The organism is Kitasatospora sp. NPDC094016 (genome assembly GCF_040304045.1).
Lineage (GTDB): Bacteria > Actinomycetota > Actinomycetes > Streptomycetales > Streptomycetaceae > Kitasatospora.
Genome location: NZ_JBEOUK010000018.1, coordinates 1 through 14,159, shown reverse-complemented (window position 1 = coordinate 14,159; position 14,159 = coordinate 1). Strand labels below are relative to the sequence as shown.

Sequence of the window (14,159 nt, the reverse complement as noted above, 5' to 3'; positions counted from 1 at the left end):
GTAGCCCCGGGGGTTCCCGCGCGGCCCGGTAGACTTGCCGTCATGGCTGACTTCTCCGGGCAATAGCGGGCGCGCGGCACCGCCCCGTGCGCTGTGCCGACCACCGACGACGCCCCTTCCCGCTGCCCGGCCCCGGGCCCCGTCCGGCCGCCCGCCCACGTCCCAGGAGTAGTTTCCGCCATGATTTCCGCCACCGCCCTTGAGCTGCGCGCCGGTGCCCGAATCCTGATCGAGTCCGCCAACTTCAAGGTCGCCGCCGGCGACCGGATCGGCCTGGTCGGGCGCAACGGCGCCGGCAAGACCACGCTGACCAAGGTGCTGGCCGGCGAGGGCATGCCGGCCTCGGGCACGGTGACCCGCTCCGGCGAGGTCGGTTACCTCCCGCAGGACCCGCGCACCGGCGACCTGGACGTCCTCGCCAAGGACCGCATCCTCTCCGCCCGAGGCCTCGACACCGTGCTCAAGAAGATGCGCGAGAACGAGGACCGGATGGCCAACGGCCAGGGCGCCACCCGGGACAACGCGATGAAGAAGTACGCGCGCCTGGAGACCGAGTTCCTCACCAAGGGCGGGTACGCCGCCGAGGCCGAGGCCGCCACCATCGCGGCCGCCCTGGGCCTGCCGGACCGCATCCTGAACCAGGAGCTGCACACCCTCTCCGGTGGTCAGCGCCGCCGCGTCGAGCTGGCCCGGATCCTGTTCTCGGACTCCGACGTGCTGCTGCTCGACGAGCCCACCAACCACCTCGACGCGGACTCGATCGTCTGGCTGCGGGACTTCCTGAAGACCTACAAGGGTGGCTTCATCGTCATCTCGCACGACGTCGAACTGGTCGAGACGGTCGTCAACAAGGTCTTCTACCTGGACGCCAACCGCTCCGCCATCGACGTCTACAACATGGGCTGGAAGCAGTACCAGCAGCAGCGCGAGGACGACGAGAAGCGCCGCAAGCGCGAGCGGGCCAACGCCGAGAAGAAGGCCGCGACCCTCAACTCCCAGGCCGACAAGATGCGGGCCAAGGCGACCAAGACGGTGGCCGCGCAGAACATGGCCCGCCGTGCCGAGAAGCTGCTCTCCGGCCTGGAGCAGGTGCGCCAGAACGACAAGGTCGCCAAGCTGCGCTTCCCGGACCCGGCGCCCTGCGGCAAGACCCCGCTGATGGCCAGCGGGCTCTCCAAGTCCTACGGTTCGCTGGAGATCTTCACCGACGTCGGCCTGGCCATCGACCGCGGTTCGCGGGTCGTCATCCTCGGCTTCAACGGCGCGGGCAAGACCACCCTGCTGCGGATGCTCGCCGGGGTGGAGCAGCCGGACACCGGCGAGGTGATCCCGGGCCACGGTCTGAAGATCGGCTACTACGCCCAGGAGCACGAGACCCTGGACCCGGACCGCACGGTGCTGGAGAACATGCGTTCCTCCGCGCCGGACACCGACCTGGTGCAGATCCGCAAGATCCTCGGCTCCTTCCTGTTCTCCGGCGACGACGTCGACAAGCCGGCCGGGGTCCTCTCCGGCGGCGAGAAGACCCGGCTCGCGCTGGCCTCGCTGGTGGTCTCCAGCGCCAACGTGCTGCTGCTCGACGAGCCCACCAACAACCTCGACCCGGCCAGCCGCGAGGAGATCCTCGGCGCCCTGCGCGAGTTCAGCGGCGCGGTCGTGCTGGTCACCCACGACGAGGGCGCCGTCGAGGCGCTCCAGCCGGAGCGGATCATCCTGCTGCCGGACGGGGTCGAGGACCTCTGGAGCCCGGCGTACGCCGATCTGGTCTCGCTGGCCTGACCGGGTGTAGACGCGATCTCCGCTTTTAGGACCAGAAAAACTAGTACTTACGGCGTGTCCGGGAATGAAGAAAGCCTGGATTCCGTTTAAGGACTTCCTGTCGGCCCGCCACTCGATCGTGGTCGGGCCGACACTGCTGATCAGCCCTTTCTCGGCGGACGGCGGAATCCGCCCGGGGGCGCGCACTCTACGTGAGCGCCCTGATGCGCTCGGATCACCACCGCAGGACCACGCATTCCCGACATCGACCTTGCCGAATGGGTGGCCAGGACGCGGTGGATGGGTGATCATGGGAATCTGACCGAGCAACGCTACGAGGAGGCACGGGTGGCCGAGACTCTGAAAAAGGGCAGCCGGGTGACCGGTGCCGCGCGTGAGAAGCTCGCGGCCGATCTCAAGAAGAAGTACGACTCCGGGGCGAGCATTCGCGCTCTCGCGGAGGAGACCGGTCGTTCGTACGGCTTTGTGCACCGGATGCTGAGCGAGTCCGGAGTCATTCTCCGGGGCCGCGGTGGTGCCACGCGTGGCAAGAACAAGGCGACCGCCGGGGCCGGTTCCTGACGGTCCATCAGCTTATCGCTGGATGGCGCGGCGGCAGGGCGCCGGCTGAGGAGACGAGAATCGATCGTCCGCCCTCGGGTCGAGTGGACCGGCCGCCGATCGTCATGTCCGGGGTGTCGTCCGCCCCCCGGTGCCTCCCGTCCGTCGATCTTTCCGGGCCGGCGCCCTGCCGCCGTGCGCCCGGGTTTGTTACTCTCCGGTAGCCAAGCCCCTCGCCACCGGAGGTCCCCGCATGACCGCCCCCGTCACCGACCCGCAGGCCCCGAGCTGGGAGCAGGACGGCGTCCGCCTGGAGATCGACGGCGAGCTCGCCGTCGTCACCCTGTGTCAGCCCAAGCGGCGCAACGCCCAGTCGCCCGCCCTGTGGCGCGCCCTCGCCGCCGCGGGCCGTGACCTGCCCGGCGGCGTCAGGGTGGTCCTGCTGCGTGCGGAGGGCGTCTCCTTCTCGGCGGGCCTGGACCGGGCCATGTTCACCCCCGAGGGCATCCCCGGCGAGCCCACCTTCCTCCAGCTCGCCGGCGCCCCCGACCAGAAGCTCGACGACACCATCGCCTCCTACCAGGAGGCCTTCACCTGGTGGCGCCGCCCCGACCTGGTCTCCATCGCCGCCGTCCAGGGCCATGCCGTCGGCGCGGGCTTCCAGCTCGCCCTCGGCTGCGACCTGCGCGTCGTCGCCGACGACGTCCAGTTCGCCATGAAGGAGACCTCGCTCGGCCTCGTCCCCGACCTGGCCGGCACCAAGCCGCTCACCGAACTCGTCGGCTACGCCCGGGCGCTGGAGATCTGCGCCACCGGCCGCTGGGTCGGCGCCGAGGAGGCCGCCGCCATCGGGCTGGCCAACCTGGCCGTCCCCGGTGCGGAGCTGGAGGCCGCCGCCCGCGACCTCGCCGCCGCCCTGCTGGCCGCGCCGCGCAACGCCGTCATCGAGACCAAGGCCCTGCTCCAGGGCGCAGCCGGCCGCTCCTTCGACGAGCAGCGCTCGGCCGAACGGGCGGCGCAGGCCCGCCGCCTGCGGGACCTCGCCGGGATCGGCGACTAGGTCCCGTCCGGCTGCGTCGGGTGAACGGGCCCGGCCCGGGGAGTGCTCCCCGGGCCGGGCCTTCGGCGTTCCCGGAGGCGTCCCGGTGGCCCTCCCCGGCGGGCGCGGAACGTGGCGAAATGCCAGAGTTATGGAGATTTGCGATATAGCTGGAGCCGTACGACGGGAGATGCGCCCCCATGCCTGACACTCCGACGCCCGCCACCATGCACAAGAACCCCGGCCACGCCGCGGCCGCCGGCTCCGCCGCCGCTCACACACCGTCCTCGCCGTCCACGGCCTCCGCCGCAACCGACGCCGGCAAGCCGACCGGCGAGCGCGGCCGCACGGCGCTGGCCGTCGGCGTGGTCGAGAAGATCGCCGGGATGGCCGCCCGCGAGGTCACCGGCATCCACGCCCTCGGCTCCGGCCTCGCCCGCACCTTCGGCGCGATGCGCGACCGGGTGCCGGGAGGCAAGTCCGGCGTCGGGCGCGGCATCAAGGCCGAGGTCGGCGAGAAGCAGACCGCCATCGACATCGCCCTGGTCGTCGAGTACGGCGTGGTCATCCCCGAACTCGCCCGCCAGGTACGGGAGAACATCATCGACGCGGTCGAGCGGATGACCGGCCTGGAAGTCGTCGAGGTCAACATCGCGGTCAACGACGTCCACCTCCCCGACGAGCCGGACGTCGAGGAGGAGGAAGAGGAGACGGTCGTCACGGGGCAGCGGCCCAAGCTCAAGTAGCGAGCCCACGAAGCGCCCGGCGGCGGGCGGCAGCGAGGACGAGGAGTAGCGGATGAACCTGGCCATCGTCGGCCTGGTGGTGGGCATGGCCCTCGGCTTCGCCGGGTACTTCGGCGGCTTCGCGGCGTTCCTGCTGGTCGCCGCGCTCGGGCTGGTCGGCTTCGTGGCCGGCCGCCTGCTGGAGGGCGACATCGAGCTGGGCGACCTCGGCGACCTGCTCCGCGGCCGCGACCGGCGCCGTTGATGGCGGCCCCCACCACCAGTGCCCGCCGCGAACCCGCCGCCCGGGGCCGGCTCCGGATCGCCGACCGCGTCTACGCCCGCATCGCCGCCCGGGCCGCCCGCGAGGCCCTCGCCGACGCCTGGACCGGCCGCACCGCCAAGGGCGCGCCGCCCGCCGTCTCGGTGGCGGCGCCCGGCAGCACCGTGACCGTCCGGGTCGCCGTCGCGCTGCCCTTCCCCGCCGACCTCGCGGCGCTCGCCCGGGCCGTCCGCGAACGCGTCGCCGCGCAGGTCGCCGGGTTCACCGGGACCAGGGTGTCCGAGGTGGTCGTTGTCGTGGAGCGGCTGGTGACCGGGGGAGTGTCATGAGTGCGGGGGGCGAACCGGCGCCCGGCGAGGCGGCGACGCGGGCCGGGGGAGCGGCGACGGCGGCCGGGGACGGGCCCCAGCCGGGGAAGGTGCGGCGGCCGCGGGCGCCGCGGGCCGTCGTCGCGGCGATCGTCGCCACCGTGCTGCTGGTGCTCGCGGGCGCGCTGCTGTACGACGTGATCGCCGTCCGTGCCGGGTACCCGACCCGCCGGTGGCGCGCCCGGATCGCCGAGGAACTGGCCACCCGTCACCTCGACTACCTGTGGGCGCTGGTGGGTGCCGGCGCCGCCGTCCTCCTCGGCGGGGTGCTGCTCTGGCTGGCCCTCGCCCCCGGTCTCGGCCGCTGGCTCCCGCTGCGCCCGCACGGCGACACCGGCGCCGCCATCGACCGGGCCGGCATCGGGCACCTGCTCGCCGACCGCGTCGCCGGACTCCAGGGCATCGACCAGCTGCGGATCCGGATCAGCCGCCGGCGCGTCCGGGTCACCCTCATCGGGGCGGTGGACCCGGTGTCGGTCCAGCGCCAACTGCGCGACGAGCTGGCACGGGTGACGCTGGCCCGGCCGCTGCGCCTGGACGTGCGGGCGGCGCCCGGGGCGGGGGCGGCGGGATGAGGCGGACGGTCGTCAACCGGGTGCTGCTGGGGGTGGTCGGAGCGGTACTGCTGGCCGCCGGTGTGCTGGTGCTGGCCGGCGGGTTCGACCTGTACCGGCGCCTCGGCGTCGACCCGCCCGGCTGGTGGCCGCTCACCTCCCCGGACCAGCCGGTGCTCAGCGCCCGCTCGCGCACCCGCTGGGCGGATTCGGCCTGGTGGTGGCCCACCGTCATCGGCGGGCTGGCCGTGGTGGTCGGGGGCACCGCCTGGTGGCTGGTGGCGCAGCTGCGGCGCAACGGTCCGGCCGGCCTCGTCGTGCCGACGCCCGGCGCCACCGGACTCCGCCTGCGGGTCCGCACCCGGGCGCTGGAGGAGGCGCTGGAGGCCGGGACGGCCACGCTCCCCGAAGTCGAGCGCGCGGGCGTACGCCTGGTGCGCGCACCCGGGCACCCGCGGCTGCGGGGCACTGTCCGGCTCACCCCTGGTGGCGATCCGGCGGCCCTGGTGGAGCACTTCGACACCGGCCCGCGAACCGACGCCCGGACCAGCCTGGGCCTCCCGGAACTCCCCGCGGACCTGCGGATCCGGGTCCTCCAGGCCGCCCCGCCCGAGTCGCGACGGCGCCGCGGGCGGCGCAGGCCCCGGCGGGTGGAGTGAACCGGGGGCGGGCGGAACCGGACGCCCGCCCCCACGCTCTAGAGGGGCCGCAGGGCGCCGCCGTCGACGGGGATCATCACACCGGTCAGGTAGGAGGCGGCGGGGGAGAGCAGGAAGGCCGCGACCTTGCCGAACTCCTCCGGGGTGCCGTAGCGGCCGAGCGGGATGGTCGCGACGGCCTGGGCGCGGGCGCCGTCCGGGTCGCCGCCCAGGGAGTCCAGCTCGCGCACCCGGTCGGTGTCGATCCGGGCCGGGAGCAGGCCCACCACCCGGATGCCGCGCGGGCCGAGCTCGTCGGCGAGGGACTTGGCGGCCATCGCCAGCCCCGGGCGCAGGCCGTTGGAGATGCCTAGGCCGGGGATCGGCTGGCGCACCGAGCCGGAGAGCACGAAGCCGATCACACCGCCCTCGCCGAGGGCTGCGGCGGCGGCGCGGGCGAGCCGCAGCGCGCCGAGGAAGACCGACTCGAACGCGTCGCGCCAGGCCTCCTCGGGGGCGGTGGCCACCGGGCCGGCCTGGGGGCCGCCGACGCTGATCAGAATGCCGTCGAGCCGGCCGAAGTGCCCGGTCGCCTCGGCGATCAGCCGTTCGGCGGTCGCCGGGTCGGCGTTGTCGGCGGCCAGACCGTGGGCCGTCCCGGCGCCGCCGATGGCGTCCAGCTCGGCGACGGCGGCGGCCACGGACTCCTTGCCGCGCCCGCTGACCAGCACCCGGGCTCCGTCGGCGGCCAGTTCCCGGGCGGCGGCGAAGCCGAGGCCCCGGGTGGCGCCGGTGGCCACGTACACCTTGTCCTTCAGTCCAAGATCCATGGGGACCATCCTGCCGGGTGGCGGGCGCGAGGGGGAGGGCTCTGGGGGCTGGGACGGGGTGACGTGGCGCCGGGGGCGGGCTGGCGTTGACGTCCGGGTCAAGGTCTACCGTCGGTCCCGGCGGCGTGCGGAGGCGGGCCGGGAGAGCGGGTGCGGGGATGCGGATCGGGGAGCTGGCGGAGCGGGCGGGGACGACCACCCGGGCGCTGCGGTACTACGAGCAGCTCGGTCTGCTGCCGGCCCGCCGGGCGGGCAACGGCTACCGGGCGTACGACGAGGAGGACCTGCGGCTGCTGCGGCAGATCCGGACGCTGCAGGACTTCGGGTTCGGCCTGGAGGAGACCCGCCCGTTCGTGGAGTGCCTCCAGGCGGGCCACCCCGAGGGCGACTCCTGCCCGGCCTCGCTGGAGGTGTACCGGCGCAAGCTCGCCGAACTGGACGAGTGCATCGCCCGGCTGCAGGACGTCCGGGCCCGGGTGGCCGGGCAGTTCGACCGGGCGGTACGGGCCCGGGACGGGCTGGCGGCCGAGCCCTCCGGACAGCCGCCGCGCTGTGAACTGGCGAACGAATGGGCGAAGGAGTAGACGATGGTGCAGATCCCAGGGGTGCCCGCGGTGACGGACGACACGTTCGCCGCGGAGGTGCTGGCGGCCGAAGGGCCGGTGCTGGTGGACTTCACGGCGGACTGGTGCCCGCCGTGCCGGATGATGGCGCCGGTGCTGGCGGACGTCGCCCGCGAGGAGGCGCACCGGCTGCGGGTGGTCAGCGTGGACGTGGACCGCAATCCGCGCACCCAGGCGGCGTACGGGGTGCTGTCGATGCCGACGCTGATGGTGTTCCGCGGCGGCGAGCCGGTGCGCTCGGTGGTCGGCGCCCGCGCCAAGGCGCGGCTGCTGCGCGAGCTGGAGGACGTGCTGTAGGCGGTACCCCTGGGCGTTCCCCGGGGCCGGGGCCTCGGGCCGGGGCCCTCAGGCCGCCGGTACGGCCTCGACCGGCACCTCGGCCTCGGCGGCCTGCTTGGCCCGGTCCTTGGCCTCGCGGCGGGCCAGCACCCCGACCCCGACCGGGATCATCGCGGTGAACAGCCACCACTGGATCGCGTACGCCATGTGCGGGCCGATGTCGGAGTGGTTGGGCTCGGGGATCAGCTCGGGCTGGTCGGCGGGGGCCGGGGTGGTGGCGGTGAGCTCCAGGTAGCCGCCGAGCACGGTGGTGACGCCGGTCTCCTTGGCCTGCTGCTCGGTGTTGATCAGGTTGAACTGCCGGTCGGGCAGGCCGGCGCGGTCCTTGATGCCGCTGCTGCCCGTGGTCTCGTCGGCACGCATCCGACCGGTGAGGGAGACCTCGCCGGTCGGGGCGGCCGGGACCGTCGGGTAGGCGGTGGCGCCGCCGTCGCCGGCCACCCAGCCGCGGTTGACCAGGATGCTGCCCCTGCCGTCGGAGAGTTCGAGGGGGGTGATGACGAAGTACCCGATCGTGTCCCCGCTGGAGTCGGTCCGCTTGCGGACGACGAACTCGTGCGCCGTGTCGTACTGCCCGGTCGCCGTCACCGGGTGCCAGATGAGGTCCTTGGGCACCGCGAAGCCGGGGGCCGACGACACGGTGTCGAACGGCACCGGCGCGACGGTGAGGGCCTTGCCGATCAGGTCGTTCCGGGCCACCCGCGCCTCGTGGCGGTGCAGCTGCCAGAAGCCCAGCTCGATCGTCGCGGGGATCAGCAGCAGCGCGATCAGCATGGTGATCAGCCACTGGCGGGTCAGCAGAAAACGGTACACATGGGCACGGTACGCCGACTTCACATCCGGCTCACGCACCGGGGTGCGGGGCGACTTCGCGGAGCAGCTGGAGGAAGGCGTCCTCGCCGACCACCGGCGTGCCGACCTCGCGGGCCCGGCGGGCCTTGCCGCTCCAGCTGTTCGGCTCGTTGGTGACCAGCAGGCTGGTGACCCGGCTCACCGAGGTGGCGATGTGCAGGCCGGCCTCGGCGGCGCGGTCCTCCAGCAGCTCCCGGTCGGTGGCGGTGTCGCCGGTGAAGGCCACCCGCATGCCCTGCACCAGCGGCTTGCCGTCCTCCCAGCGCCCCGGGTTGGGGTACGGGCAGGGCGGGCGCTTCTTGGCCTGGCGGTAGGCGGCGCCCGTCCAGGAGGCGCGGCCGGGGGTGGCGGGCTCGTCCTCGCCGAGGTCGGTGACGGCCACGCAGGCCTGCATCGGCAGCGGGACGCCGCCCTGGCGGGCCAGGTGCAGGCTGGGGCGGAACGCCTCGGCGAGCACCCGGGCGTCGTCCAGGGCGTTGTGCGCGTGCTGCTGGCGGACGCCGAAGTGGGCGGCGAGCGAGGACAGCTTGCCGTTGGGCAGCGGCAGCCGCAGGTCACGGGAGAGCACCATGGTGCAGATCCGCTGCTCGACGGGGGCGCGCAGGCCGGCCCGGGAGAACTCGCGCGAGATCATGTTCCAGTCGAAGAGCGCGTTGTGGGCGACCAGGACCCGGCCGTTCAGCCGGTCGGCGAACTCGTCGGCGATCTGCGGGAAGGTCGGGGCGCCGGAGAGCAGCTCCGAGGTGAGGCCGTGGATCCAGACCGGGCCCGGGTCCCGCTGGGGGTTGACCAGGGTGTACCAGTGGTCGGTGACCTCGCCGTCCGGGTCCAGCTGGTAGACGCCCGCCGAGATGACGCGGTCCGAGCGGCCGAGGCCGGTGGTCTCGACGTCGACCACCGCGAAGCCCTCGGCGGGGGCGGCGGTGCGCTGGGCGGGGACCTGGACGGTCCGCGGCGCGCCGTACGTCTCGGGCTGGATCGGTTGCATGGTCCAACAGGATAAGCGCCGCCGGGCCCGCGTCCGGTCGAAATGTTCCGGCCGAGCGACCGGAATAGAGTATTCCGCATAGGCGTCGCCTATCCGGTCGACGCCATCCACCGGCTGTCGACACCCCCCGACGGCCGACTCCGTAAGGACGAACTCCCATGCGCGCCACCGTGATCCACGGCCCCAATGACATCCGGATCGAAGAGGTCCCGGACCCGGTGATCCAGTACCCGACGGACGTCGTGGTGCGGGTGGTGAACGCCTGCATCTGCGGCAGCGACCTGTGGGCGTACCGCGGGGTGGCCCAGCGGGTGGCCGGGCAGCGGATCGGGCACGAGTTCCTGGGCGTGGTCGAGGAGGCGGGCGCCGAGGTGCGCGGCTTCGCGCCGGGCGACCTGGTGGTGGCGCCGTTCGTCTGGTCGGACGGTAGCTGCGACTTCTGCCGGGAGGGCCTGCAGACCTCCTGCCCGCACGGCGGGTTCTGGGGCCAGGTCGGCTCCGACGGCGGCCAGGGCGAGGCGGTGCGGGTGCCGTTCGCGGACGGCACGCTGGTGAAGCTGCCGAAGGAGGCCGCGGGCGACGAGAAGCTGCTGCCGGGGCTGCTGGCGCTGTCCGACGTGATGGCCACCGGGCACCACGCCGCCGTGTCGGCGCGGGTGCGCCCGGGCGTGACGGTCGCCGTGGTCGGCGACGGCGCGGTGGGCCTGTGCGGCGTGCTGGCGGCGCACCGGCTGGGCGCGGACCGCATCATCGCGCTGGGCCGGCACACCGCCCGCACCGACCTGGCCCGGCGCTTCGGCGCGACCGACGTGGTGGCCGAGCGTGGCGAGGCCGCGATCGAGGCGGTGAAGGAGCTGACCGGCGGCCAGGGCGCGCACGCCGTCCTGGAGGCGGTCGGGACCGAGGAGTCGATGCGCACGGCCGTTTCGATCGCCCGGGACGGCGGCGCGGTGGGCTACGTCGGCGTTCCGCACGGCGGCAGCGCGGGCGTCGACATCGGTCAGATGTTCGGCCGAAACGTTTCGCTCAACGGCGGCGTCGCCCCGGCCCGCGCCTACATCCCCGACCTGCTGCCGGACGTCCTCTCCGGAGCCATCGAGCCGGGTCTGGTGTTCGACCGCACGGTGGGCCTGGACGGTGTCCCGGACGGGTACCGGGCGATGGACGACCGCTCGGCGCTGAAGGTCCGGATCGCTTTCTGACGATGCGTCAGAAGGGGCGGCACTGCTGGACGGTGTCGCCCCTTCGGCATGTGGCGGCGGTGTTGTGAAGTGGCACGAGTGGTGGTTTTCGGCCAATTGGATAGCACGAGAGGGTGAACGACTGGCTGATCGCGGTCAACCCCTTTCGGGGCGGGCGCGACGCTCCTAGCATTGCGCGGCGCGCACACGGATTGTGACGCCCCTCACGTCCGATCGTTCCCCGCGTGCGACCGCTACGCCGAAGGAGTGAGGAGAGACAGAGTGGATTCGCCGCCGATCACCACTGCCCCTACGGAAGTCCAACTCATCGATGAGAGCGAGGAGTTCCGTACCCTGAGGCGCTCGTTCCGGAGCTTCGCCTTCCCGGTCACCATCGGCTTCGTGCTCTGGTACCTGCTCTACGTGCTGCTCTCCTGCTACGCGCCCGGCCTGATGGGCGCCAAGGTCGTCGGGCACATCAACGTGGCCCTGGTGTTGGGGCTGCTGCAGTTCGTCACCACCTTCGCCATCGCCGCCTGGTACGCCCGCTACGCCGACCGGCGGATCGACCCGACCGCCGCCGCGATCCGCGAGGCCCACGGCGCCGTCGTCCACGCTCCCCGGGAGTCCGCCGAATGAGCCTGCTCGCCAGCTCCGCCACGGAGCACCGCGGCATCACGATGACCCTCTTCGGGCTGTTCGTGCTGGCCACCCTCGCGATCACCGTCTGGGCCGGGCGGCAGACCAAGGACGCGGCCGACTTCTACGCCGGCGGCCGCGGCTTCACCGGATTCCAGAACGGCCTGGCCATCTCCGGCGACTACATGTCCGCCGCGTCCTTCCTCGGCATCGCCGGCGCCATCGCGCTCTCCGGCTACGACGGCTTCCTCTACTCGATCGGCTTCCTGGTCGCCTGGCTGGTCGCGCTGCTGCTGATCGCCGAACCGCTGCGCAACTCCGGCCGCTTCACCATGGCGGATGTCCTCGCGTTCCGGATGCGCCAGCGCCCGGTGCGCACCGCGGCGGGCGTCTCCACCATCGTGGTGTCGATCTTCTACCTGCTCGCCCAGATGGTCGGCGCCGGGACGCTGGTCGCCCTGCTGCTGGGGGTCAACGGGGACGCCGCCAAGCGCTGGACCATCGTCGCGGTCGGCGCGCTGATGGTCGTCTACGTGGTGATAGGAGGCATGAAGGGCACCACCTGGGTGCAGATCGTCAAGGCCGTGCTGCTGATCGCCGGCACCGCGCTGATGACCGTCCTGGTGCTCGCCAAGTACCACTTCAACCCCTCGGAACTGCTCGGCGCCGCCGCCAGCGCGAGCGGCAAGGGCGCGGCCTTCCTCGAACCGGGGCTGAAGTACGGGGCCAGCGACACCAGCAAACTCGACTTCATCAGCCTCGGGATCGCGCTGGTGCTCGGCACCGCCGGCCTGCCGCACATCCTGGTCCGCTTCTACACCGTGCCCACCGCCAAGGCGGCCCGGAAGTCGGTGCTCTGGGCGATCGGCATCATCGGCGTCTTCTACCTGATGACCCTGGCGCTCGGCTTCGGCGCGGCGGCGCTGGTCGGCCCCAAGGCGATCAAGGCGGCCAACGCCTCCGGCAACACGGCGGCCCCGCAGCTGGCCGAGGTGCTCGGCGGAGGCTCCGGCACCACCGGCGGCGCGATCCTGCTCGCGGTGATCTCCGCCGTCGCCTTCGCCACCATCCTGGCCGTGGTCGCCGGACTCACTTTGGCGTCCTCCGCCTCCTTCGCGCACGACCTGTACGCCAACGTGATCCGGCGCGGCAAGGCCACCGAGAAGCAGGAGGTGCTCTCGGCGAAGTGGGCCGCCGTCGCGATCGGCGCGGTGGCCATCGTGCTCAGCCTCTTCGCGGGCAAGCTCAACACCGCGGCCCTGGTCGCCCTGGCCTTCGCGGTGGCCGCCTCGGCGAACCTGCCCACCCTGCTCTACTCGCTGTTCTGGAAGCGCTTCACCACGTCCGGCGCGGTGAGCTCGGTCTACGCCGGTCTGATCAGCTCGGTGGTGCTGGTGGTCTTCTCCCCGGTCGTCTCCGGCGCGAAGACCTCGCTGTTCCCGGACACCGACTTCCACTGGTTCCCGCTGGAGAACCCCGGCCTGGTCTCCATCCCGATCGGCTTCCTGGCCGGGTGGATCGCCACCCTGCTGTCCAAGGACCGACCCGACCCGGCGAAGTACGCTGAACTGGAGGTCCGGGCGCTGACCGGGCTGGGCGCCCACTGACCAGGCGCCCACCGACCGACCGGCGATGACTATGCTGGCCCGGCCCGCCGTGACGGTGGCCGGGCCGGCCGCATTCTCGGGAAGGGACGCACGTGCTGCTCGACACCTTCGGACGCCAGGCCGTCGACCTGCGGGTATCCCTCACCGACCGGTGCAACCTCCGTTGCACCTACTGCATGCCGGAGGAGGGCCTGAGCTGGCTGGCCAAGCCCGAGCTGCTGACCGACGAGGAGATCGTCCGGCTGGTCACCCTCGCGGTGCGCGACCTGGGCGTCCGGGAGGTCCGCTTCACCGGCGGCGAGCCGCTGCTGCGCCCCGGCCTGGTCGCCATCGTCGCCGCCTGCTCGGAGCTGGAGCCGCGCCCCGAGCTGTCCCTCACCACCAACGGCATCGGGCTGGCCCGTACCGCGACGGCGCTGCGCGAGGCCGGGCTCGACCGGGTCAACGTCTCGCTGGACACCCTCGACCCCGAGGTGTTCCACACCCTCACCCGCCGCCACCGCCACCAGGACGTGTTGGCCGGGCTGGCCGCCGCCGAGACCGCCGGGCTGGCGCCGGTCAAGCTGAACGCGGTGCTGATGCGCGGGGTCAACGACCACGAGGCGCCCGACCTGCTGGCCTGGTGCCTGGAGCGCGGCTACGAGCTGCGCTTCATCGAGCAGATGCCGCTGGACGCCCAGCACGGCTGGGACCGCTCCGCGATGGTCACCGCCGAGGAGATCCTCGACCTGCTCGGTGCGCGGTTCGCGCTCACCCCGGAGCCGTCCGCCCGCCGGGGCACGGCACCCGCCGAACGCTGGCTGGTGGACGGCGGCCCGGCCCAGGTCGGCGTGATCGCCTCCGTCACCCGTCCGTTCTGCCGGGCGTGCGACCGGACCAGGCTGACCGCCGACGGGCAGGTGCGCAACTGCCTGTTCGCGACCGGGGAGACGGACCTGCGCACCGCCCTGCGCTCGGGCGCGGACGACGCCGAGCTGGGCGCGCTGTGGCGGGCGGCGATGTGGGGCAAGAAGGCCGGGGCCGGGATCGACGACCCGGAGTTCCACCAGCCCGAGCGGCCGATGTCGGCGATCGGCGGCTAGGGCGCGTATTCGGTCGTGATCAACGGGTCCGGGTGAGGTCCTTGATCCAGATCATCGCGCCACGGAGGTGGAGGCCTGCGAGGTAGCTGTCC

General features: G+C 73.0%; 17 protein-coding genes. 14 read left to right on the top strand and 3 right to left on the bottom strand.

The window, feature by feature from the left end; genetic code table 11:
- Positions 1 to 180 precede the first annotated feature (180 nt).
- The 8 genes from abc-f to ABT015_RS18570 all read left to right on the top strand — a co-directional run bounded on the left by abc-f (position 181) and on the right by ABT015_RS18570 (position 5,947).
- Positions 181 to 1,779, top strand: coding sequence for a ribosomal protection-like ABC-F family protein (abc-f, locus tag ABT015_RS18605; protein ID WP_350880269.1), 1,599 nt, complete (start codon positions 181 to 183; stop codon positions 1,777 to 1,779).
- Positions 1,780 to 2,106: 327 nt separating this feature from the next.
- The gene (locus ABT015_RS18600; protein ID WP_030059940.1) at positions 2,107 to 2,340 is read left to right on the top strand and encodes a helix-turn-helix domain-containing protein; all 234 of its coding nucleotides are present in this window, start codon (positions 2,107 to 2,109) and stop codon (positions 2,338 to 2,340) included.
- Between the two features lie 232 nt (positions 2,341 to 2,572).
- Positions 2,573 to 3,379: an enoyl-CoA hydratase/isomerase family protein gene (locus ABT015_RS18595; RefSeq protein WP_350880267.1), complete on the top strand. Its 807-nt coding sequence runs from the start codon at positions 2,573 to 2,575 to the stop codon at positions 3,377 to 3,379.
- Between the two features lie 206 nt (positions 3,380 to 3,585).
- Entirely contained in the window at positions 3,586 to 4,104 is a 519-nt protein-coding gene (locus tag ABT015_RS18590; RefSeq protein ID WP_402447706.1) for an Asp23/Gls24 family envelope stress response protein, read from the top strand.
- Between the two features lie 52 nt (positions 4,105 to 4,156).
- Positions 4,157 to 4,348 (top strand): hypothetical protein, encoded by a 192-nt coding sequence (locus ABT015_RS18585; protein WP_063349611.1) that lies wholly within the window; start codon positions 4,157 to 4,159, stop codon positions 4,346 to 4,348.
- Entirely contained in the window at positions 4,348 to 4,695 is a 348-nt protein-coding gene (locus ABT015_RS18580) for an Asp23/Gls24 family envelope stress response protein (RefSeq protein WP_350880263.1), read from the top strand. Before ABT015_RS18585 ends, ABT015_RS18580 begins: the two co-directional genes overlap by 1 nt.
- A complete protein-coding gene (locus ABT015_RS18575) occupies positions 4,692 to 5,309 on the top strand; it encodes a DUF6286 domain-containing protein (RefSeq protein ID WP_350880261.1) in 618 nt (205 codons plus the stop codon). The genes ABT015_RS18580 and ABT015_RS18575 overlap by 4 nt, the downstream gene beginning before the upstream one ends.
- The gene (locus ABT015_RS18570; protein ID WP_350880259.1) at positions 5,306 to 5,947 is read left to right on the top strand and encodes an Asp23/Gls24 family envelope stress response protein; all 642 of its coding nucleotides are present in this window, start codon (positions 5,306 to 5,308) and stop codon (positions 5,945 to 5,947) included. The genes ABT015_RS18575 and ABT015_RS18570 overlap by 4 nt, the downstream gene beginning before the upstream one ends.
- A 38-nt stretch (positions 5,948 to 5,985) precedes the next feature.
- Here ABT015_RS18570 and ABT015_RS18565 read toward each other — a convergent pair whose 3' ends face one another.
- Positions 5,986 to 6,756 carry an SDR family oxidoreductase gene (locus ABT015_RS18565; protein ID WP_350880257.1) on the bottom strand — a complete coding sequence of 257 codons (771 nt, stop codon included), beginning with the start codon at positions 6,754 to 6,756 and terminating at the stop codon, positions 5,986 to 5,988.
- Positions 6,757 to 6,914: 158 nt separating this feature from the next.
- Between ABT015_RS18565 and ABT015_RS18560 the strand changes: the two genes are divergently transcribed.
- A complete protein-coding gene (locus tag ABT015_RS18560; protein ID WP_350880255.1) occupies positions 6,915 to 7,340 on the top strand; it encodes a MerR family transcriptional regulator in 426 nt (141 codons plus the stop codon).
- A 3-nt stretch (positions 7,341 to 7,343) separates the two neighbouring features.
- Positions 7,344 to 7,676, top strand: coding sequence for a thioredoxin (trxA, locus tag ABT015_RS18555; RefSeq protein WP_063349617.1), 333 nt, complete (start codon positions 7,344 to 7,346; stop codon positions 7,674 to 7,676).
- Positions 7,677 to 7,724: 48 nt separating this feature from the next.
- Here trxA and ABT015_RS18550 read toward each other — a convergent pair whose 3' ends face one another.
- Both ABT015_RS18550 and ABT015_RS18545 read right to left on the bottom strand, forming a co-directional pair.
- On the bottom strand, positions 7,725 to 8,531 hold the full coding sequence (locus ABT015_RS18550) for an SURF1 family cytochrome oxidase biogenesis protein (protein WP_350880253.1): 807 nt from the start codon (positions 8,529 to 8,531) through the stop codon (positions 7,725 to 7,727).
- A gap of 31 nt (positions 8,532 to 8,562) precedes the next feature.
- Entirely contained in the window at positions 8,563 to 9,558 is a 996-nt protein-coding gene (locus ABT015_RS18545; protein WP_350880251.1) for a DEDDh family exonuclease, read from the bottom strand.
- A 158-nt stretch (positions 9,559 to 9,716) separates the two neighbouring features.
- Between ABT015_RS18545 and ABT015_RS18540 the strand changes: the two genes are divergently transcribed.
- From ABT015_RS18540 to moaA, 4 genes are all read left to right on the top strand, one after another.
- Complete coding sequence (locus ABT015_RS18540; protein ID WP_350880249.1) at positions 9,717 to 10,760, top strand: zinc-dependent alcohol dehydrogenase family protein; 1,044 nt, start codon at positions 9,717 to 9,719, stop codon at positions 10,758 to 10,760.
- 261 nt (positions 10,761 to 11,021) lie between these two features.
- A complete protein-coding gene (locus ABT015_RS18535) occupies positions 11,022 to 11,378 on the top strand; it encodes a DUF485 domain-containing protein (protein WP_350880247.1) in 357 nt (118 codons plus the stop codon).
- Complete coding sequence (locus ABT015_RS18530) at positions 11,375 to 12,985, top strand: monocarboxylic acid transporter (protein ID WP_350880245.1); 1,611 nt, start codon at positions 11,375 to 11,377, stop codon at positions 12,983 to 12,985. Before ABT015_RS18535 ends, ABT015_RS18530 begins: the two co-directional genes overlap by 4 nt.
- Positions 12,986 to 13,077: 92 nt before the next feature.
- The gene (gene moaA, locus ABT015_RS18525) at positions 13,078 to 14,067 is read left to right on the top strand and encodes a GTP 3',8-cyclase MoaA (RefSeq protein ID WP_350880243.1); all 990 of its coding nucleotides are present in this window, start codon (positions 13,078 to 13,080) and stop codon (positions 14,065 to 14,067) included.
- The last annotated feature ends 92 nt before the right edge of the window (positions 14,068 to 14,159 follow it).